This is a genomic window from Streptosporangium pseudovulgare (genome assembly GCF_014648055.1).
Lineage (GTDB): Bacteria > Actinomycetota > Actinomycetes > Streptosporangiales > Streptosporangiaceae > Streptosporangium > Streptosporangium pseudovulgare.
Window position 1 is genome coordinate 116,975 of the sequence record NZ_BMQJ01000018.1, and the last position, 18,288, is coordinate 135,262.

Annotated in this window: 23 protein-coding genes, 1 pseudogene and 1 riboswitch; of the genes and pseudogenes, 13 read left to right on the forward strand and 11 right to left on the reverse strand. The window is 69.5% G+C overall.

The features are described 5' to 3' along the window. Positions 1 to 44: 44 nt before the first annotated feature. The 3 genes from IEZ10_RS30235 (at position 45) to IEZ10_RS30245 (ending at position 2,878) form a co-directional block, all read left to right on the forward strand. On the forward strand, positions 45 to 1,034 hold the full coding sequence (locus IEZ10_RS30235) for a helix-turn-helix transcriptional regulator (protein WP_189249924.1): 990 nt from the start codon (positions 45 to 47) through the stop codon (positions 1,032 to 1,034). 657 nt (positions 1,035 to 1,691) lie between these two features. After that, entirely contained in the window at positions 1,692 to 2,504 is an 813-nt protein-coding gene (locus IEZ10_RS30240; RefSeq protein ID WP_189249925.1) for a hypothetical protein, read from the forward strand. Further along, entirely contained in the window at positions 2,501 to 2,878 is a 378-nt protein-coding gene (locus IEZ10_RS30245; RefSeq protein WP_189249926.1) for a GntR family transcriptional regulator, read from the forward strand. Before IEZ10_RS30240 ends, IEZ10_RS30245 begins: the two co-directional genes overlap by 4 nt. A gap of 387 nt (positions 2,879 to 3,265) precedes the next feature. On the opposite strand, the gene IEZ10_RS30250 is transcribed toward IEZ10_RS30245, so the two are convergent. After that, a complete protein-coding gene (locus tag IEZ10_RS30250; RefSeq protein WP_229811791.1) occupies positions 3,266 to 3,778 on the reverse strand; it encodes a GtrA family protein in 513 nt (170 codons plus the stop codon). A gap of 126 nt (positions 3,779 to 3,904) precedes the next feature. Continuing rightward, positions 3,905 to 4,423, reverse strand: coding sequence for an NUDIX hydrolase (locus IEZ10_RS30255; protein WP_189249928.1), 519 nt, complete (start codon positions 4,421 to 4,423; stop codon positions 3,905 to 3,907). 309 nt (positions 4,424 to 4,732) lie between these two features. Between IEZ10_RS30255 and IEZ10_RS30260 the strand changes: the two genes are divergently transcribed. The 4 genes from IEZ10_RS30260 (at position 4,733) to IEZ10_RS30275 (ending at position 7,729) form a co-directional block, all read left to right on the forward strand. After that, the gene (locus IEZ10_RS30260) at positions 4,733 to 5,509 is read left to right on the forward strand and encodes a methyltransferase domain-containing protein (protein WP_229811792.1); all 777 of its coding nucleotides are present in this window, start codon (positions 4,733 to 4,735) and stop codon (positions 5,507 to 5,509) included. Positions 5,510 to 6,096: 587 nt separating this feature from the next. Continuing rightward, positions 6,097 to 6,927, forward strand: coding sequence for a formate/nitrite transporter family protein (locus IEZ10_RS30265; RefSeq protein ID WP_229811793.1), 831 nt, complete (start codon positions 6,097 to 6,099; stop codon positions 6,925 to 6,927). A 221-nt stretch (positions 6,928 to 7,148) separates the two neighbouring features. After that, the gene (locus IEZ10_RS30270) at positions 7,149 to 7,322 is read left to right on the forward strand and encodes a hypothetical protein (RefSeq protein ID WP_189249930.1); all 174 of its coding nucleotides are present in this window, start codon (positions 7,149 to 7,151) and stop codon (positions 7,320 to 7,322) included. After that, entirely contained in the window at positions 7,319 to 7,729 is a 411-nt protein-coding gene (locus tag IEZ10_RS30275; protein WP_189249931.1) for an Imm10 family immunity protein, read from the forward strand. The genes IEZ10_RS30270 and IEZ10_RS30275 overlap by 4 nt, the downstream gene beginning before the upstream one ends. Positions 7,730 to 7,945: 216 nt before the next feature. On the opposite strand, the gene IEZ10_RS30280 is transcribed toward IEZ10_RS30275, so the two are convergent. The 4 genes and pseudogenes from IEZ10_RS30280 to IEZ10_RS40470 all read right to left on the reverse strand — a co-directional run. Next, complete coding sequence (locus tag IEZ10_RS30280; protein WP_189249932.1) at positions 7,946 to 8,122, reverse strand: hypothetical protein; 177 nt, start codon at positions 8,120 to 8,122, stop codon at positions 7,946 to 7,948. Positions 8,123 to 8,242: 120 nt separating this feature from the next. Next, positions 8,243 to 8,542, reverse strand: coding sequence for a hypothetical protein (locus tag IEZ10_RS30285; protein ID WP_189249933.1), 300 nt, complete (start codon positions 8,540 to 8,542; stop codon positions 8,243 to 8,245). A gap of 90 nt (positions 8,543 to 8,632) precedes the next feature. Continuing rightward, positions 8,633 to 10,432 (reverse strand): S8 family serine peptidase, encoded by a 1,800-nt coding sequence (locus tag IEZ10_RS30290; RefSeq protein ID WP_189249934.1) that lies wholly within the window; start codon positions 10,430 to 10,432, stop codon positions 8,633 to 8,635. A gap of 2 nt (positions 10,433 to 10,434) precedes the next feature. Beyond that, positions 10,435 to 10,830 (reverse strand): annotated as a pseudogene (locus IEZ10_RS40470) (S8 family serine peptidase); the annotation flags it as partial. 505 nt (positions 10,831 to 11,335) lie between these two features. On the opposite strand from IEZ10_RS40470, the gene IEZ10_RS30300 reads away from it, so the two are divergent. Next, complete coding sequence (locus IEZ10_RS30300; RefSeq protein WP_229811796.1) at positions 11,336 to 11,500, forward strand: hypothetical protein; 165 nt, start codon at positions 11,336 to 11,338, stop codon at positions 11,498 to 11,500. Here the strand turns inward: IEZ10_RS30300 and IEZ10_RS30305 are convergent. Then, positions 11,497 to 11,718, reverse strand: a complete 222-nt coding sequence (locus IEZ10_RS30305) for a hypothetical protein (protein WP_189249936.1) — start codon at positions 11,716 to 11,718, stop codon at positions 11,497 to 11,499. The genes IEZ10_RS30300 and IEZ10_RS30305 overlap by 4 nt on opposite strands. An 11-nt stretch (positions 11,719 to 11,729) precedes the next feature. On the opposite strand from IEZ10_RS30305, the gene IEZ10_RS30310 reads away from it, so the two are divergent. The 4 genes from IEZ10_RS30310 (at position 11,730) to IEZ10_RS30325 (ending at position 14,170) form a co-directional block, all read left to right on the forward strand. Further along, a complete protein-coding gene (locus IEZ10_RS30310; RefSeq protein ID WP_189249937.1) occupies positions 11,730 to 12,497 on the forward strand; it encodes a hypothetical protein in 768 nt (255 codons plus the stop codon). A 14-nt stretch (positions 12,498 to 12,511) separates the two neighbouring features. Further along, on the forward strand, positions 12,512 to 12,946 hold the full coding sequence (locus tag IEZ10_RS30315; protein ID WP_189249938.1) for an NUDIX hydrolase: 435 nt from the start codon (positions 12,512 to 12,514) through the stop codon (positions 12,944 to 12,946). A 420-nt stretch (positions 12,947 to 13,366) separates the two neighbouring features. Further along, a riboswitch (guanidine-III (ykkC-III) riboswitch) is annotated at positions 13,367 to 13,433 on the forward strand. A gap of 17 nt (positions 13,434 to 13,450) precedes the next feature. Continuing rightward, positions 13,451 to 13,765 (forward strand): DMT family transporter, encoded by a 315-nt coding sequence (locus IEZ10_RS30320; protein ID WP_189249939.1) that lies wholly within the window; start codon positions 13,451 to 13,453, stop codon positions 13,763 to 13,765. 105 nt (positions 13,766 to 13,870) lie between these two features. Beyond that, positions 13,871 to 14,170 (forward strand): Tn3 family transposase, encoded by a 300-nt coding sequence (locus IEZ10_RS30325; protein ID WP_189249940.1) that lies wholly within the window; start codon positions 13,871 to 13,873, stop codon positions 14,168 to 14,170. Here IEZ10_RS30325 and IEZ10_RS30330 read toward each other — a convergent pair. The 4 genes from IEZ10_RS30330 to IEZ10_RS30345 form a co-directional block, all read right to left on the reverse strand. Then, positions 14,154 to 15,074, reverse strand: coding sequence for a serine protein kinase RIO (locus IEZ10_RS30330; protein ID WP_189249941.1), 921 nt, complete (start codon positions 15,072 to 15,074; stop codon positions 14,154 to 14,156). The two genes, IEZ10_RS30325 and IEZ10_RS30330, sit on opposite strands and share 17 nt — an antisense overlap. Positions 15,075 to 15,252: 178 nt before the next feature. After that, positions 15,253 to 15,726: a YdeI/OmpD-associated family protein gene (locus IEZ10_RS30335; protein ID WP_229811797.1), complete on the reverse strand. Its 474-nt coding sequence runs from the start codon at positions 15,724 to 15,726 to the stop codon at positions 15,253 to 15,255. Positions 15,727 to 15,731: 5 nt separating this feature from the next. Beyond that, positions 15,732 to 16,145 carry a VOC family protein gene (locus tag IEZ10_RS30340; RefSeq protein WP_189249942.1) on the reverse strand — a complete coding sequence of 138 codons (414 nt, stop codon included), beginning with the start codon at positions 16,143 to 16,145 and terminating at the stop codon, positions 15,732 to 15,734. Between the two features lie 55 nt (positions 16,146 to 16,200). After that, entirely contained in the window at positions 16,201 to 17,139 is a 939-nt protein-coding gene (locus IEZ10_RS30345) for a LysR family transcriptional regulator (RefSeq protein WP_189249943.1), read from the reverse strand. 77 nt (positions 17,140 to 17,216) lie between these two features. Here IEZ10_RS30345 and IEZ10_RS30350 point away from each other — a divergent pair, with 77 nt between their 5' ends. Further along, positions 17,217 to 17,909: an aspartate/glutamate racemase family protein gene (locus IEZ10_RS30350; protein ID WP_189249944.1), complete on the forward strand. Its 693-nt coding sequence runs from the start codon at positions 17,217 to 17,219 to the stop codon at positions 17,907 to 17,909. The last annotated feature ends 379 nt before the right edge of the window (positions 17,910 to 18,288 follow it).

An 18,288-nucleotide genomic window follows, 5' to 3' on the forward strand; every position in this document is an offset into this window, starting at 1 on the left:
AGTTGCCATCGAGTGACCGCTATCGGTGAGAGAATCGGAGAACCATGGCCGCTACTTCAGCGCGGACGCTCAAGCTGCTGTCGATCTTCGGGATCGGTGCGACCCTGACCGCCGAGGAACTCGCCACCCGGCTCGGAGCGTCGGTGAGAACCGTGCGTCGCGATATCGATACGCTCCGGGACCTGGGATACGAGATCGAGGCCGTCCGCGGAGCAGGCGGAGGATATCGGCTCGGTCGTGCCACCCGCTTGCCGCCGGTCGTGTTCGATGAGGACCAGGCCGTCGCCACCGCTGTCGCGCTCCAGACGGTGCCGGCGGTCCTCTCCGGCATCCGCGAGAACGCGGCCCGTGCTCTCGCCACGCTGTACCAGGCGATGCCCGCACGCAGCCGCCTGCACGCCGAAGCGTTCACCGTCTCCTCAGCCCGCAACTACTGGGAGTTCCCCGCGCCACCGATCGACGCCGAGATCGTCCGCGCCGTTGGCAGCGCGATCAACCGGCAGCACCTCGTTCGCGTGGACTACACCGGTGACGGCGAACCCGTCACGCTCACGCTGGAGCCGCACGACCTCGTGGTCTGGGCCGCACGCTGGTACCTGGTCGCCTTCGACCCGGATGCGGACCGATGGCGCGCGATGCGCATGGACCACGTCAAACCACGCATGCCCACGCACACCCCCTTCGACCGACGTGACATCCCGCACCGCGATCCCGTCGCCTTCGTCATGACCGCACATGACCGCGGAGACGCCGCCGCCGAATGGCCATGCCGCGGCTCAGCCATCCTCGCCCTGCCCGCCTCCACCGTCGCCCGGTTCGCCCCCGGCGGATCGACAGTCGAGTACGCCACCGAAGCCACGTGCCGACTCACACTCGGCGCATGGTCGTGGCCAGGACTGGCCGGACTGCTCCTCACCTTCGACGCCGACATCGCAGACATCGAACCGGCCGAACTCAGGCAAGCCCTGCACTCCCTGCGCACCCGAATCAGCAGGGGGCTGGGACCCGCTACGCCGCCTCGGCCAGGGTGGTGAAGTCAATGTGGAGTAGGTCGGGATCGAAGTCATCAGGCCGCAGCCGCCGAACGCCGCGCCCGACACACTTCCTGACGGACGCGGCGCCGACCGGCGCGTCGTGCCCGCCGCGGGCCGCCACGTTCACCTCAGACGAGGCCGACGCCCCCGCAGGACGCCGGACGCCACGGCCGACGGTGACAAGACCGCTACCGCCGCGCCGGCGAAGAACGCCCCGGCTCCGACGACAGGCTTTCCCGAGCGCCGGACCAAAACGGTGGACCGGCCGCAGACCGGGATCCGCCGCCTGGCCCGCGTCCTTGATGAGGGCGGCATGACCGAGCACCGTGAGCTGCCGGGTGACCCTGTCTGATGAGATGGTCGAGGGATTGATTGCGTCAGGGGGTTACGTCGAGGCCGCGGCCGAGCCGCTTGTGCTCGTGCACCACGAGCGTGACCGCGACCCCGCGGAGCGGAGCTCACAGGCCAGGCGACGGCCTTGTCGAGCTCGGGGCGGACGGTCCTCGAAAACACAGTCCGCGATCATGATCACAGAAATCACCTGGGGGCCGGTCGCGCGTGCCTGGGTGGGGCCTGAACACGTGGCGGCGGCGCGTTGACTTTGTCGCAAGGTATGACGCACCATGTTGATACAAAGCTTGCGACAAAGGAGGCGTCATGACTCGTGAACCATCACCGGACGCCGGTCCGCCGGCGCGTGCGGCCGACCTGCGACTGGCGGGTGAGTGGCTGGCCCGGCACGACCTGGCCGGAGCTCGCCCCACCCAGCTGCTGGCCAGCCGGCTGGCGGTCCGGAGACAGGCCCGCCTCGCCGCTCACGTCATCCTGGGGGTGCTGATCATCGCAAGCGCGCTTGCCAGCGTCACCTTCGGCGGCACCCAGCCGCAGCGCCCGCTGCAGCTGCTGGCCCTGGCCGTCGTCGTAGCCGGCCTGCTGCTGGCGCAGTTGCTGCTCGACCGGTGGGTGCGACGCGTCGACCAGCGGGTGGGCGCGACCCTGCCCCGCAGGGCCGCCCATCTGATCCAGCCCGGCTGGCGGGCCGTGCTCGGCCGGCCGTACGCCGTCTTCACGGTCGCCACCTTCGCCGGTGCGATGGTGCTGGCCGGGAGCGCCCTGGCCGTTCCCGGCCCCACCGTGCGGCGGCTGGCCGTCGTCCTGCTGATCGGCCTGCTCGGCGCGACCGCCATTTTCGCCCTGCAGCTACGCCATCTGCTCAGGCACCCGGTCGTGGCGGAGGACGAGGAGTCGCTGACCGCCGACGTCATCATGCGCGTCGAAGACGCCCGCGTCCTCGCCACGCCGAACGTGCAGTGGTCACTGCCCATGGTGCTGCTCTTCGGCACCGCGCCCGGCTGGTGGAGCGCCGCTTCGGTCGCCTACCTGATCCTGGGCCTGGCCGCCTTCATCGCGCTCCAAACCAGGACGCCGTCGAGCGCGACGGTGGCCCGGCAGGCGATGAGCAACCAGTGATCGTCATCGACGCGGCCTCGCCGGTGCCGCCATTCGAGCAGCTACGGGCCCAGCTCGCCCGGCAGATCCAGGACCGCACGCTGGCCGTGGGCGCCCGGCTGCCGACCATCCGCCACCTCGCGGCCGACCTCGGCCTGGCCGTCAACACGGTCGGCCGGGCCTACCGGGAACTGGAGGAGGCGGGGTTGATCGAGACACGCGGGCGGGCGGGCTCATACGTGTCGGCCGCCGGCGAGGAGGGCCGGCAGCGGGTGCACAGGGCCGCCGCCGACTACGCGGCCGTAGTGGCCAGCGTCGGCATCGACGCGGGCGAGGCGATCCGCATCGTGCAGGCGGCTCTGACATCCCGCGGGACAGCACCGACCTCGTCATGACCGCGAACCGTCCAACGCCTTCGCCGACCGCCTGGCCCCGGTGTCGCTGGAGCGCCGGGACGCGTTGGAGGTCATCGCCGCCTACGGTCGCTTCCGGGGCAGCCTGCTGTAGGTGGATCCGCCGCACCTCGGCAGCACGCAGGAGCGGACCCCGCCACGAGATGGGCGGCCCCGACGCACACCGTGCGCTGGCCGAGGCACTGCACGCCTGCCGTGCGAGGGCAGTGGTGTCCGGGTGTGCCGACGAGCTGTACGACACCGAGCCGTACACCGGTTGGCACCGCCACATACTTGCCGCCTCGGCGATCATCGCGGGGCCGGGCTCGTGGAGCGCGGCAGCGGCATGAGGCAGTCCAGGCGCCGAAACGGCTTCTGGGTTCGCTGTCATCAAGCCGCCTCGTCCGTGGAATCGGGAGTGGGAGCCAGTCGCAGGCCGCCGGACCGGGCCTTCTCCTCGGGGAAGACCCACTTCCGGAGCGCCCGGAAGCGGAAGACCATGGCGATCAGCGTGCCGATGATCTGCGCGCTCATGAAGTCGGCGATCTCCTGGGTCACCGGGCTCACATCCGGGGTCTCCAGACGGAACACATACCGGGAGATCCATAGCGGCGCGGAGCTGAGCACCAGACCGACGCCACTGACCAGGAAGAACAGCGCCGCCTCGTGACGGCGCTCGCGGCCGCCCCTGGCCCGGAACGACCATTCGCGGTTCAACACGTAGGACACGATCGTCGCCACGAGCACCGCGATGATCTTCGCGGTCACCGGCTTCGGTTCCAGAACGGTCAGCTTCAGCCCATAGAACACCGCGTTGTCCACCAAGAACGCTACTCCACCCACCACCGCGAACTTCAGCGGTTCACGGTGCTTCAGCGCAAGCGCGTGCAGCGGTTCTGGCAATCTTGCGAGTACTGCGTTTGCTGTTCGGAGCACCCCCGATCTTCTCACCGGCCGAACGCCCTGGTAACAAGATTCACGGACACGGCTCGTCCGGCTGGAACCGTACCTGACGACGAATCCGTGTGATCATGAGCGTTGACAACGCTCTGCGATGTCGGACTTACGGAACCGGTATCGGCGGAGTGCCTCCTGCCCGTCTGGAATGAACCGGTGCCGCCTCACGGCCTCGCTCAACTCGGCGCTCGTCAGCCAGCCCACCCAGCTCACCGCATGGGGATCGGGCGAGACGTCGCCGGTGATGACCGCTTCGTGCACCCCGAGCCAGTACGAGCCGATCTCGCCGTGGCACAGGAACCTGACCACTTCATGCACCGGTACCTCGACGCCTAATTCCTCTGTGATCTCACGTGAGGCCGCTGCCTGGTAGGACTCCCCGACGTCGACTGCCCCGCCGAAGGTCACCTCGTAATGGCCGGGGTATCTGGACAGTCCGTCAGCCCGTCGGTACACCAGGAATCTTCCCAGCTCATCGCGGCAGACAGTGGTGGCGATGCGGTGTAGCCGGCCATGACGGATCGCATCGTCCCGGCTGACAACGCCCAGCACATGGTCCTGATCGTCGACATGTTCCACGAGCTCGGTCACAGCGGCATGATCTCAGCTCCGGACCGGCGCCCGGCGCCCCCGAGTAGCCTGTGGCCGCGCCGGGATGGGGCCCATCGCCATGCCGACCGAGAGCCGGCCGACCTCTCGCCACCGGGCGGGCCGGTTCCCGTCGTCAGTTCGGCCGCCGAGGTCGGGGTAGAGCGATACCCGCGCGGAAGAAGAAGTGGCGAGTGAGCGGCAATGATCACAAGGCAGAAAGCCCTTGGACCGGGAGGAACGGGGGCACGGTGCACGAGATCTCGACATCTCTTCCTCGGGAACTGCATCCGCGCCTGGTTGGCTGTGCGCGTGATCAATAACGACTCCCGGTCTCGTCCGGATCCGATCGCCTACCTCGACCACGTCGCCGCAAGCACAGCGGGCCGGGACTACAAGCAGCAGGTGCTGGAACTGCTGGATCTTCACCCCGGGCAGGCCGTGCTCGATATCGGGTGCGGGCCGGGGACCGACTTGGCGGCGATGGCGGCCGCTGTCGCACCGGCCGGCCAGGTCATCGGGGTGGACCGGGATCCCGTGATGATCGCCGAGGCTCGTGCCCGCCTGGCAGAACACCCCTTGGTCGAGATCCGTTCCGGAGACGTCCATGCGCTGCCGTTGGACGATGGGAGCGTCGATCGAGCTCGCACCGACCGTGTGCTCCAGCACGTGGCGGATCCGGCGCAGGTGCTGGCGGAGTTTCGCCGGGTGGCCCGCCCTGGAGGGCGGGTCGTCATGGCCGAACCCGACTGGGAGGGGCTGCTGATCGATTCCCCTCAGCCGGCCATGAGCCGCGCGCTGGTTCGGTTCCTGGTCGCAGAGATCATCCGTAACGCGACCATCGGCCGCAGCCTGGCGCGGGTGTGCGGGGAGGCAGGACTCGTGGTGCGGTCCGTGGCGACAGCCGCGCCGGTCTTCCGCGACTTCACGACCGCCGATCACGTCTTCGGGCTGCGCCGCAACGTCACCCGGGCCGTCGATGCCGGTTATCTCACGCCGGACGCCGAAGGATGGATCGACGACCTCAGCTCTCAGCCATTCCTGGCCTCGGCCTTGTTGTTCTTGGTGGTGGCTGAAATCCCCGGGTGATGAGCCGGCCCTGGTTGTGCGGGCCGGGCGAGGTGGCAGGACATCTGGGCCGCTGCTTCGTGCAACGGCTCCGGCCGGTTCCAGGTCAGCGGCGGGACCGCTCGAAGGAATTCCTCAACCGGGTCCCGGGCAAGTCCGCCGCAAGGCGATCATCTGGTCATGGTGTCCGATGCCCTGTTCGTCGGCCAAGGCCCCCGGTGCCGGACCAGGGGTTCACCTGTCGTTGACGGGGCGGCGAGGTGGCCTGGAGAGCGGCGCGGCGGAACCGATTCGGGGCCGCATCGAGGTCACGTTCTGGGCCATTCGATCTCAATGATCGTCGCGGTTCCGCCCACGGGTCTTCCCCCGTGCATGGTTACGGTGTCGCCGCCTTTGAGAGGCCATCAGCCTTCCGGCGCCGGCGGAACCAGGCGGATGATCTCGCGTCCTCGGGTTCGATCTGCCGCGGCCGAGACGGTGGGCTGGCGGGCGGTGCAAGAACACACCGGTAGCCACCACATCGCGGCCGAGAATGCCGCGCAGAGCGTGGCGGCCACCGCAGGGAGTGCGCGAGGAGTAGCGGCTGCCGCGAGGGGCATGACGTCTCAGTGAGTGAGTCTTCGGAGTCCGGTTACCGTCATGGTGACGGGCTGACGCAGCCTCCGGTGGAGCCGGAGCCCGATCTTGAGGATGCCTTCGACCGTCTGGTCAGTGAGGGTTCGGGGCGGTTGGCGCGGCCGTGGTCGACGTTGGTGGTGACCGGCCTGCTCGGTGGGATCGATGTCGGCACCGGGGTGTTGGCGTACCTGCTGGTCAAGGAGGCGAGCGGGTCCACGATCCTGGCCGGACTGGCGTTCGGCATCGGTTTCGTCGCGCTGGTGATGGCCCGTAGCGAGTTGTTCACCGAAAACTTCCTGGTGCCGGTGGCCGCGGTCGCGGCCCGGCATGGATCCGTGGGTGGACTGGCCAGGTTGTGGGCGGTATCGCTGGTGGCCAACCTGGCCGGTGGGTGGGGAATCGCCTGGTTGATCGTGCAGGCCTTTCCCCGGCTGCATCCGACCGCTGTGGAGGCCGGCACCCACTTCGCGCATCTGGGGATGAACCTGCATTCGTTCTCTCTCGCGGTGCTGGCCGGCATGGTGATCACGTTGATGACCCGGATGCAGCACGCCACCGACAGCCTCGGAGTCCGGTTGGTGCCGGCCGTGTTGTTCGGCGCCCTGCTGGCCGGCGGTCAGCTGTTCCACAGTGTGCTGGACTCGATCCTGATGTTCACCGCCCTGATCACCGGCCGGGCTCCGTTCGGCTACCTGGACTGGTTGGCGGCGTTGGGCTGGGCCATCCTGGGCAACCTCGTCGGCGGTGTCGGGCTGGTGACCTTCCTGCGGCTGGCGAGGGTGCCGCACCGCCTCGCCGAGGAACGCGGCCACCACGGCTGACAGCGTGACACGGCCGTCCCGGTCCCCGCAGAGGCCGGCGCCGCGAAGCCGTCGTCTTGCAGCGTATGACGCAGCCGGCTGGACGTCTCCCTGCCCGACCCGGTTCTCCGGACCGGCAACGGGTGACGGGAGTCGCGTGGGGTTGCCCGCCGACGCGATCGCGGCTCACGCTTCGGGCAGCCGCGCCGGCGTCGCCGTGTCGCCGTGTCGCCGTGTCGCCGGTGACCGGACGCGAACGGCTGCCGTATCGGCGCGCCGAAGACTTCTTCCAGCAGGCCACCCGTGCTCTCGACCCCCGCGAGAAGGGCTGGAGGCTCCGCTGGCTCCGCCACTGCGCCCTGCAGCCACCTGCTTCATGTGCTGGATCGGTCTGCCACTACTCTCCCGCGATATGACGATCAGGTTCATCGCCCGAGCAGTCGCAGTCACCGAAGAGCCCGAATACGAGTGCTTGTCGGCCGGCATCGCCGAGGCCGAGGACGGCGGCGGCCTGATGTTCGACTTCCAGTGCAGTACGTGCGAACCCGACGAGCAGGACATCGCCCTGGGCTGGGACACCCACTGCGTGGTCACCGCGAACCAGGGGACCGCCTACGGCGCCGTCAGTGAACTCACCCTGCACGGCAACATGCTGCGCATCGTCCTCGACCCGCACGACCTGGACGCGCTGGGCCTGCCCGACCCCGAGATCGAAGCGATCATTGAGGCGGACGGCGAAGCGATCGAGCAGTTCCGGAACGCGCTGCGGCGCATCCTCGCCTACGGCCGCGCCGACGCGCGCCCGAGCGTTGTTCACCTTTGACGGCACTTCGTTCGGCTGCTTCCGAACGGTCAGCCGAAGATCGACGGTCTGCCCTCGGCCGTGTCACTGCACGACCTGGCTCGGTAACGTCGTCGTGCGCCCGAGCTGATCGCGCCCACCACCCGGCTCCACACCGCCTGGCTCGAGGCGCGTGCCGAGTGGGGTCCCGGCCTCCATGAGGACGGTTTCGGGCTGCTGCCGGCCGACGAGGTCGGCTCACCGGCCGGGTTCGCGGCCTGGATGGCGCGGCTGGCCGGCGAGCCGGATCAGGCGGATGCCGGTGGGGTGGCGTGCACGTACCGGTGGATCGTCGAGGGTGACCGGGTGCTCGGCGGGATCGCATTGCGGCACGGGGACGGCGAGGTGGTGCGGCGGCTCGGCCGGATCGCTCACGGGCGACCGGTCCGCAATGCCCTGACGCCCCGCGCGGGACAGCGGACCGTGGTCTGGGGCCCCCGCGCGGGTTCGCGCAACCAGCCCCAAGTAATTTCCTGTAATCGCCGCTACGGCCGGTCACGTCAAGGAGCCCGGCGGGCTCGTCTTATCGTGACCGGCCGTTCTGATGTCGGAAACGCCGCCCCGAAGCCGGGGGAACACGTCCTGCACCACGTCTTCGGCCGTCCCTTGGTCGCCGACGAGCGGCACAGCGAACCACACAAGACCGAGCCGATACCGGCGATGGAAGGCGACCAGGTCAGCATCAGGGGATGCGGCCGGCGGAGCGGACACCTTCGGTGCCGGCTCCGCCGGCCGCAGGATTTCACGGTCCATGTCTATGAACGCGCGGTCCCTACCGATCTGCTGCTTCTCCACGTCGAAAATGATCCGGAGAAAGATCCGGTCCGCCCCCGCCAGGGTCGTTTTCGGCCCAGTATGTTCAGCGGACGAGCCGGGCCTGCGAGATCAGCCCGGGCCGATGGCGTAGGCCCGGATGATCGTCTGGGTCAGGGTGGTGCCGGACGTGCCGTTGACAGTAGCCCTCAGCGAGGCGAATCCGGGCGTGCGCGGGTTCGGTATCGTGGCGGTCCATCCCGTGGCGGTGCGCCGGGCCGGGACGGTACGCCAGCTCGTGCCGTCGTCGGAGAAGAGCTCCAGCTTGAGCGTGGAGGGAGCGCCCTCGACCCTGATGGGCAGTTCGGTCAGTGAGCCGGGCCTGGCGCGGTTGAGGTCGTCGAGTCCGCTGGGCGCGTAGCGCACCGCCATCAGCGGTAGCGGCCGCTCCGTTTCTGTACGCGCCGACCGGAAGGTCCACACGCTTTCCACCGCCGTGGACAGCGCGGAGTAGGGCGCCTGCCTGCGCATGGACTCCCGCAACGTGTAGACGCTCGACTCCGCCGGCAGCGCGGCTTGGAAGCGGCGGCTTTCCCACTGGTTGAGCGCGCAGCCGGTGAGGGATGCCTCGGCGAGCACGTTCCCGTTCCGGCTGAGGGTGGCGGTGCCGGATGCCGCCGTGTCCGCTCCGACCCTGCCAGGGGCGGGGTCGGTGAACAGCCCGACGGTGGAGAAGGCCAGCGTGTCCCGGGTACGGCTGCCGCGGATCCCGGCGGTCGCGGGACCGGTCACCGCGGCGTTCCAGGTTTGCCGGGTACGCTGTCCGGACTTCATGGCCTGGCCGCCGTCGGCGAGCGTGTGTGTGCCGAGTTCGAGCATGCTGTCCCACGTCAGGCCGGGTGTGCGGTAGTAGGTGAGCGTGCCGGGCAGGTCCATGTCCTGGGGCGGCGAGACCAGGAACACCGGCCAGTCGTCGCGGAAGCGCGGCCCGCTGAGGGGCAGGCCGGTGGCCGCCGTGGCGGACGCGCGGAAGGTCGAGCTCACCGTGGCGAGGTCCTTCTGCCTGGCGGTGTAGGTGGGATCTTCAGGCAGACCGCCGGTGCGGTGGTCGGCCAGGTCGTACAGGTATGGGCTCGGCACGGCGTCCTTGCTGGACCAGATGGTCCGCAGCAGGTAGCGCAGGCCCTCCTGGCGTGCGGGGACGACGAAGAGCCTGGTGTTGGGGTCCTCGCCCGACAAGCTCGCGATGCCCCAGGCGCCGTGTGACAGGCTCAGCTCGTGGCCGCGTCCGGGGGCCGCGCTCGGATCGTCCAGCGTGACCCGTACCGGATTTCCCTTGCGTGCGTCCACGACCACCTGCTGGTCGCGATCGGCGATGCGCACCGCGGTGTGCGCGACGGTCTTGCCGTACGCCCGCTCGCTGAACTCCGCGTAGACATTCCACGGCACCTCCAGCCGCTGGGTGGACAGCTTCAGCGTCTCCCCTTCGGTGGTCACGTCGACGGTGGCCGGGGTGTCCGCGGTGTTGGCGTAGGTGAGGGTCCTGGTGGCCACCCGCTCGCCCTGGCCGTTCCAGGGGAAGGCCGCCCACAGATCGCCCGGCAGGGCCACGATCCGCTGGTCGACGGCGCGGGCCACGTCCACCCGGCCACTGCCCTGCTGGTACGGCGTCGCACCGGCCGAGGGCGCGGCACTGCCGACGAGCGCCGCCTTGAGCTGCCGACCGCTCCATTCGGGGTGCTTCTGGGCCAGGATCGCGGCGGCTCCCGCCACATGCGGCGCCGCCATCGAGGTACCGCTGAGCGTCTGGTAGGCGCCGCCGGGTGCCGCGGCGACGATGTCCGCGCCCCTTCCAGGGGGTCGAGTTCCAGCGTGTCGGGCCCGCCGATACTCATGTTGACGATCTTGGCCTTGACCTTGAGGGCGGCCCATTCCATGCCCGCCAGGACGGCGGAGTCGGCGATGCCGTCGTCACCGCCGACCTTGCCAATGGCCAGCTTGGCGTCGGGCGCCACGCCCCGGTATTTATCCCCGGCTCCGGCGACGGTCGAGGCGACGTGGGTGCCATGGCCGAGGATGTCGCGGATGTCAGGGTCTTCGCTGAAGTTGTGTTCGTAGGCCACCGCTCCTTCAGGTCCGGGTGGTCGGGGTCGTAACCTGAGTCGAGTACGGCCACGGTGACGCCCTCGCCGGTCAGGCCGCGCTCCCAAGCCGTGTTCGCTCCGATCTGCTTGACGCTCTGGTCCAGGTCGAAGAAGCGGCGGCCGTCCAGCCAGAGTTTCGTGTTCCCCGCGCTCAGCGCGCGGGCGCCGCTGGTCAGGTCCTTCCACGTCCGGCCCGCGCTCTCCTTCGGCACGCGCAGCGTGGTCATGCCGGCGCCGGCCAGCCGCCGGGCCTGGAGGGCGGCCGTGGGCACCTGCGCCGACTGGGCGATCAGGGGGATGTCGGATCTGCGGGCATCGTCATAGCGCCAGGCCAGCAGCTGGGTGACATCGAACAACCGCCGGTCGAGCATGCCTCCGGCCACCAACGTCCGGGCGTCGGACAGAATCACGTACAGATGCCCTTGGCGCATCTGGCTGGTGAAGTCCACCTGCCGGCCGGGGCCGGGAACGACGCGGAAACCGTTGCCGGCGACCATCACCCGGTCGCCGGTGATCAGCGTCACACTGTTCGATGTGCCGGTACCGGTGCCGGCGGGCGCGGCGGATGGGGGCATGGGGGTGGCAGCGGCCGCTCCCACCAGCAAGGCGACCATGAGCGCATTGCGTAAGATCATCGTGAGCCTCTCGGGGCCGGGAAGATTTCTGGCCCGTTGTTGCCCGCAGGTCCTGGATGGGTTCACGCACCGGACTCGTGGCCGTCGAGATCGGCATCCCGGCGCTCGCTGCCACGGCCTTCGGACTGGGGGCGTGTACGGTCGTTTTCGCCAACGCGGCGCAGGCGGCGCTGCCCGACATCGTCGCGAAACCGCTGCTGCACAAGGCGAACGGCCATTAGCAGGCGATCACCACGATCGGCCTGCAGTTCGCGGGGCCACCGATCGGCAGCCTGCTCGGCGGCCTGATCAGTGCGCGCATCGTCGAGAGGACAGGCGCGCTTCCCGCGCTCCTGACCTCGCTCGCCGCGAACGTCGTCGTCTTCACCGGGATCGGGCCGAGCCCGAACGCGGTCGTGTTCGGGGCCCTGGCCGAGCGAACCGTGCCACCCGCCGGCACGTCTACCGATCATGAGGATGCGTGCGGCCGCGATGCTTCTCCTGCTCGCGACGGCCTGTGGTTCCGCCCGGACACCGGTCACCGCCGAGGAGTTCACCGACCGCGCCCGTGAGGTCGCCGGACACTGGCGGGATTCGGCGGAGCGCGGGCCCTGGAAGGCGGGGTTCGTCCCGCTGCGGAACCTGACCCTGGAACCCGACTGGGAGCACACGCCCCGCCGGGTCGGACGGAGCGCGGTCAACAGCGCCTGGAAGCTGGAGACCGAACTCCCGGCCGAGGCGCCCGCCCCGGCCGAGCTGCGCTGGGCCGGCGGGGGCACGCTGAGCGTGCCGGTCCTGACGGCCGCCGCCGCCTACGCCGGGCTCAGCAAGCCCAAGTCCTTCGCCGACGAGAAGTGCCCGGCCGAAGGCTGCAGGCCGCTGCGCGTGATCGCGGTGGCGCGGGGCGAGGCCACGGTGCCCAGCAGCCGGGGGGGGCGTGCGGGTGCCGACGTGAGACTTCACCGTGGGGGGCGTGCCGGAGCCGTTCCGGCGGGTGGCGGTGGACCCGGCCGCGATGAGCGGACCGCCCCGGCCGCTGGACGGCGGAATCCAGGAGGTGAGCACCTACGAGGTCCGCACACCGACCGAGCTCCGGCTGAACTACCAGCGCCGAAGGCGTCGTCGGGGATGTCGTCGTCGAAGCAGCCGAGCTCCCACTCCCTGCTGAGCAATCCGTCGTCCCGGCGGACGCTGAGCCACATCACCGTGTCCGGTCCGAGACCCGCCGCTGTCGAGTGAAGGGAAAAGAACCCATGACGAAAAAGATCGTTAAGGGCAAAGTGCTGTGCTATGTCGTTCGTGACGGACGGTTGCTGGTCTTCCGGCACACCGGCTTCAGCTACGAAGAGGTCGGAATCCAAGTCCCCGCCGGAAGCATCCGGCCGGAGGAGACACCGGAGCACGCCGCCCTTCGCGAGGCACGGGAGGAGACGGGGTTCACCCGGTTCAGGATCGTCCGGAAGCTGGGTGAGGTCACCTACGACATCAGTCCCTACCGATTCGAGATCCAGCACCGCCACGTCTTCCACCTGGAGCTCACCGAGCCCACCCCGGAGCGATGGGCCGGCCGGGAACTCCACGACGGCGAACGGGAGCCCACCGACTTCGAGTGCTTCTGGATCCCACTCGAAGCCGCCCATGTCCTCCAGTCCGGCCAGGGCGCGCTACTCGGGGCGCTCTTCGACTGACCGCAGGCGGCTACTGCCCGAATCGCCGAACTCGCGACCGAGCAAGATCCCAGGAGGAGCGCGCCCTGTCCGATAGGCATGTGCTCACTCCTCACCGGCGCGCTTCGCCACGTGAGATTCCTCATCCCAGGTCACGGCCGCGACCCCGAAGACGATCCCCTGACGTAGGACCCCCTTCCGTAGTGCCATGAGACAGGACGGACCAGCATCGCGCTCAGAGCTTCACGGGCGTTGGCCCTTGCCCCGTCGAGTCCGCCCCTCGGTGCGACGGGAAACCCCCGTGCCCCTGATGCCGATATATGACCTGGTCGACGAGGAGCCCTTCCGACCTGGAACCGGGCCCATCGGCGCCTCCGGCCTCGGCCTGCACGGCGAGGACGACTCGCGGTGCCGTGGCCGGCGGTGCCGGGTAGGCTGAAGGCTGATGTCGCACCAGCGGCATACCGGACGAGGGCGTGTCGTACCCGGCCTGCAAAGACGACCGTGTCGAAGGGCTCGGTCATCATGTCGTGGTTGGTTCTGATCGTCTCCGGTCTGCTGGAATCGGTGTGGGCCGTGGCGCTCAGCAAGTCCGCCGGTTTCACCCGTCTGCTTCCCTCGTCGATCTTCGCCGTCGCCCTGGTCCTCAGCATGATCGGCCTGGGCTACGCACTGCGCACCATTCCGGTCGGCACCGGCTACGCGATCTGGGTGGGCATCGGCGCCGCAGGTACGGCGATCTTCGGGATGCTCTACCTCGGCGAGCCGGCGAACGTGATGCGCCTGCTGTCCCTGCTCCTCGTGCTCGCCGGGGTCGTCGGTCTCAAGCTGTTCCACTGACGGGACCCGGCGTTCGCCCGAAGACCTCCACCGACGGCAGCGGCCGGTGGGCCGCGCCCCGACGCCTCGTCAACGTCACCGACCGTTCCTTGCCGCTCGATCCCCGTGAAGCCGGAGATGGTGGCCGCCGGCAACGCCTCCTACGCCGGCATGGTGTTCGGCCTGTTCAAGGTCCTGGGCTGCACCTTCTCCCCGCGCTTCCGCGACCTGGGCGACCAGCGGTTCTGGCACGCGTCGATGCCCGGTGGATGGTGCCACGGCAAGCGCGGCACCATCCACCGGGCGTACCGGGACGGCATGGAGGACCGGTCGTCACCCACTTCACCGCACCGCTGTGGGTTCCGGATGGACCTGTCGGTGTCCGAGCGCGTCGTCGTGCGGAAGGCGGTCAGAACACCATGGTGAGCAGGTCGGCGAACAACTCCTGTTCGTCGATCTCAAGCCCGCGGTTCGTGAACCACGTGGCCATGTTGTGGCAGTCGCGCATCAGGAAGTCCATGCCCTTCGGATTGCCGACGACGTCGACGACCTGGGGCAGGTCGATCATCACGATCCGCTCGGCCTGCGCGAGGACGTTGTACGGCGAAAGGTCGCCGTGCGCGAGCCCCGCGCGGGCCAGTTCACGCATGCCGTTGCGGAGCTGCTCGAAGTACACACCGAGCAGTTCCTTCGACGGCCGGACCTGGGCGAGCCGGGGCGCGGCGCCGCCCTCGCCGTCGTCGATGAACTCCATCAGCAGCTCGGTGCCGTCCACCTGCACGGGATACGGCACCGGGACGCCGGCTTTCCACAACCGGTTGAGGGCGTCCCATTCGGCGTACGCCCACTGACCGGCCGCGACACTGCGGCCGTGCGAGGTCTTCTTCGCCATCGCCCGGCTGTCGCGGCTGTTGCGGGTACGGCGGCCTTCGACGTACGACGTACTGCGGTGGAAGGACCGGTGCTCCTCGGTGCGGTACCGTTTCGCGGCCAGCAGCGAGGACTTCGCCGGATTGCCGCCGATGGCTTCGACGGCCCGTTCGAGCAGGAAGACGTCGGCTTCCTTGCCGGTTTTGAGGACGCCGAGCTCGGTGTCGATCGCAGCCTGTTCCGTCACGACCCACGAGGGGCGTGGTTCCGGGCCGCGAGAGCCGCGCTCGACCTCCAGCCAGGTGGACCACCGCTGATTCGGGCCCAGCTCCTCGTCGACCGAATGGAACTCGAAGACGAAGGCTGCCGCCGGATCTGGTCGGGACTCGTCACCGGTGAATTCGGACCGGCGGGAGTCGAGGTCGGAGTAGGTGTCAGAGAGTTCGTACTCGGAAGACAACGGGTGTGCTCCTGAACAAAGAGGTGGGACTGATACGGACGTGCCGCAGCGCGGTGATGGCCATTCGTCAGCCCTCCTTAGTTCAGGCAGCGCTCTGCGCCGCTCGATCGATCCAGCATGCCCCGCCTGTTTCGGACTCCGCAACGTATTTACCGGAGCCGGAACCGTGCGGTCGGGCTCAGCCGGAGCTCCTGCATCGGCTTCGCGGATCGGCAGACCCGGCTCCGACCGCACCGGCTCCCGCCAGGCCCGCGGCGCGGCGAGCCGCCGGCTCAGCCGGTCCGCGAAGCGCGTGCCGGGCGGGCCAGCGGCCCGAGGTTTTGGCGGTCTCGATCGCGGCGCGGCCTGCCGGGCGCATCCGGCCGGCGGCCGTCAGCGCCTCGGCCTTCGCGACGTTGGTGCTGGACCAGGGGCTCCGGCGGGTGCGCGGCGAGTAACGCTGCAGGTAGTAGTCGCCGTCGAACGCCCTGCGGTGGCTGTCGATCCAGCCGTGGCACAGCGCCTCGTCCAGGGCCTCGTCGAGGGTGACGGTCTTCGCGGCGCCGTTCTTCTTGGCGATCAACAGCCAGACGTCGCGGGCGGTCTCGTGGTGCTCGGTGAGCCATGCCCTCCAGGCGGCGGCGTCGTCCAGGAGCAGGGCGTTGTCGGTCATCGTGGTCAGCCCTTCCGGCCCGCGAGGACGTCCATGTAGTGGTGGTTGACCATGACGCCGAGGATGTTGCCGAACGGGTCGCGCACCGAGGCGGTGACGAACCCGGGGCCGCGCTCGGTCGGCTTCTCGAACGGGGTGGCCCCCATCTCCAGCAGCCGCGCCCAGGTCGCCTCCAGGTCGTCGACGGCCCAGTAGACGATCGCTCCGCCGTCCTCGGTGCTCCAGCCGTCCGGAGCGAACCGCGCGTCGATGATGCCGAGCTCGTGCTGGTAGTCGCCGACGCGGAACTCCACGTAGGCCGGGTCGCCCTGCTCGGGCCGCTGGAAGTAGGCCCGCACGCCGAGGAGCTCGGCGTACCAGTCACGGGCGGCGGCGACGTCATGGGCGTAGAAGCTGATGGTGGTGAGTCCGCGGAGCACGTTCTTCTGCCTTCCGTTCGGTGGCTTGTGAGAACGATGCTTCCAGACAAAGTGCTCACCGAATGAGTACTTTTCCGCCGTCGTCGAAGTGGCGGGGAGAGACGGTGTCGTGGAGGGCGCGTACGGCGCTGCGGACCGCGGGGATGTGGTCCGCCTCGCGAGGATGGATCAGGTGCACGGTCCGGGGACGAAGCTGCGCGGCCACGCGAACGGTGACACCGGGATCCCGGAAGGCGTCGAGGGCAAGCTGCGGGAGCAGCCCGATCCCCAGACCGCGGGCGATCAGCGCCTGGGTGACCACATAGTCGTCGGTGCTGTGGCGGATGTCCGGGACGAAGCCCGCGTCCTGGCAGGTCTGAAGCAGGTTCGCGGTGCACCGTTCACATCCCCCGATCCACCTCTCCTCCGACAGCAGCCGCAGGTTGACCGGCTGGTCGGGCGGTGCGGCGTGCGCGTGGGGGTGGGAGCGCGGCAGAACCAGCCGGACCGGGTCCTCCCCCAGCACGGCCCGCACCAGCCCGGGGTGGTCGGCCGGGTGCTCCCCCGCGTGAGTGAACGTCAGGGCCAGATCCACCTCACCGGTGGCGAGGAGGTCCAGCGCCTCGGGGGGCTCCGCCTCGCGAAGCCGTACGTCCATGCCGGGATGGCGCCGGGCCAGCAGGCTCATGGCGGCGGGAACGAGCGCGGCGCTGGCCGAGGGGAACGCGGCGAGCCGGACGGTGCCCTCCCGCAGCTGGGCCAGCGCGTCGAGGTCGTCATCGGCGGCATGCAGCCGTGTGGCGATGGCGTCGGCGTGGCGTAGCAGGACCGTGCCCGCTTCGGTGAGCCGGATCCCGCGCGGGCGGCGCAGCACGAGCGCCATCCCGACCTGGCGCTCCAGATGGCGCAGATGCTGGCTGACCGCCGGCTGCGTCCACCCGAGGGAGCGGGCCGCCCCCGCGATCGAACCGGAATGCGCGATCTGCCGGAAGATGAGCAGGCGGTGGGCATCCATGCCATAAGTATCGCTTGGGGGTCATCCAAGAAACACAGGCCTACCTATGAGCTTCGCCCATGGGCCACCATGGGTCCATGACACGGACCATCGGCCTTATCGGCGGCATGAGCTGGGAATCCTCCGCCGAGTATTACCGGCTGCTCAACGAGGAGACCCGCAGGCGGCTGGGCGGCCATCACTGCGCCCGGAGCCTGCTGCTGACCCTGGACTTCGCCGAGATCGAGGCCATGCAGCGCGCGGGAGACTGGGAGGCCGCCGGGCGGCGGCTCGCCCAGGCGGCCAAGACCCTCGAGCAGGCCGGGGCGGAGATGGTCCTGCTGTGCACCAACACCATGCACCGGGTCGCCGAGGCCGTCGAGGCGGCGATCGGTGTTCCCTTCGTCCACATCGTCGACGCGACGGCGGAACGGATCACCCGCGCCGGCCTCACGACCGTAGGGCTGCTGGGCACCCGCTTCACCATGGAAATGGACTTCTACCGATCCCGGATGCTCGGGCACGGGCTGGAGATCCTGGTGCCCGACGAGCCCGGCCGCACGCTCGTGCACGACGTCATCTACCGGGAACTCACCCAGGGCCGCGTCGAGGACTCCTCCCGTGAGGCCTACCGGCGGATCATCACCGATCTGGCCGAACGCGGCGCCCAGGGGGTCATCCTGGGCTGTACCGAGATCACCCTTCTCATCGGCCCCCAGGACAGCGCCGTTCCCGTGTTCGACTCCACCCGCATCCACGTCGAACACGCCGTCGACCTGGCATCGCGGTGAACGGCACGGTCAGCGCCGGGGCCCGCTGATCGACGGCCCTTCAGCCGGCCGTCACCGTATTCTCGGCCGGTGATCGACCCGTGGCCGGCGGAGACCACGGGTCTCCGTGAAGCGGATCCTCCCGCCTTTCCCCGCGGCGCCGGCGGCCCTGACCTGCCTGGCCGGCGGCGGGTGGCCTCCGACCGCACCGACGACCACCAGGCGGCCGTTCGGGTCATGGCTTCCCGGCGCTTCGCCGCGCTCGTGATCGAGGCATTCCACGCCTTCCCGGAGCGCTCACCGCTATCGAGGGCGGCGCGGCGGGCACCAAAGGGGCCGCGGAAGAACGCGTGAGGACACGACCCGGCTGGGTTCTGCCCGGCCGGTCAAGGCGTCGTAC

Excerpts from the sequence above, each read along its gene's own strand:
- IEZ10_RS30235 (WP_189249924.1), top strand. The coding sequence starts at position 45 with ATGGCCGCTACTTCAGCGCGGACGCTCAAGCTGCTGTCGATCTTCGGG.
- IEZ10_RS30240 (WP_189249925.1), top strand. The coding sequence starts at position 1,692 with ATGACTCGTGAACCATCACCGGACGCCGGTCCGCCGGCGCGTGCGGCC.
- IEZ10_RS30275 (WP_189249931.1), top strand. The coding sequence starts at position 7,319 with ATGACGATCAGGTTCATCGCCCGAGCAGTCGCAGTCACCGAAGAGCCC.
- IEZ10_RS30290 (WP_189249934.1), bottom strand. The coding sequence starts at position 10,432 with ATGGGCCGCCCTCAAGGTCAAGGCCAAGATCGTCAACATGAGTATCGG.
- IEZ10_RS30300 (WP_229811796.1), top strand. The coding sequence starts at position 11,336 with ATGGGTTCACGCACCGGACTCGTGGCCGTCGAGATCGGCATCCCGGCG.
- IEZ10_RS30310 (WP_189249937.1), top strand. The coding sequence starts at position 11,730 with ATGAGGATGCGTGCGGCCGCGATGCTTCTCCTGCTCGCGACGGCCTGT.
- IEZ10_RS30315 (WP_189249938.1), top strand. The coding sequence starts at position 12,512 with ATGACGAAAAAGATCGTTAAGGGCAAAGTGCTGTGCTATGTCGTTCGT.
- IEZ10_RS30320 (WP_189249939.1), top strand. The coding sequence starts at position 13,451 with ATGTCGTGGTTGGTTCTGATCGTCTCCGGTCTGCTGGAATCGGTGTGG.
- IEZ10_RS30335 (WP_229811797.1), bottom strand. The coding sequence starts at position 15,726 with ATGACCGACAACGCCCTGCTCCTGGACGACGCCGCCGCCTGGAGGGCA.
- IEZ10_RS30345 (WP_189249943.1), bottom strand. The coding sequence starts at position 17,139 with ATGGATGCCCACCGCCTGCTCATCTTCCGGCAGATCGCGCATTCCGGT.
- IEZ10_RS30350 (WP_189249944.1), top strand. The coding sequence starts at position 17,217 with ATGACACGGACCATCGGCCTTATCGGCGGCATGAGCTGGGAATCCTCC.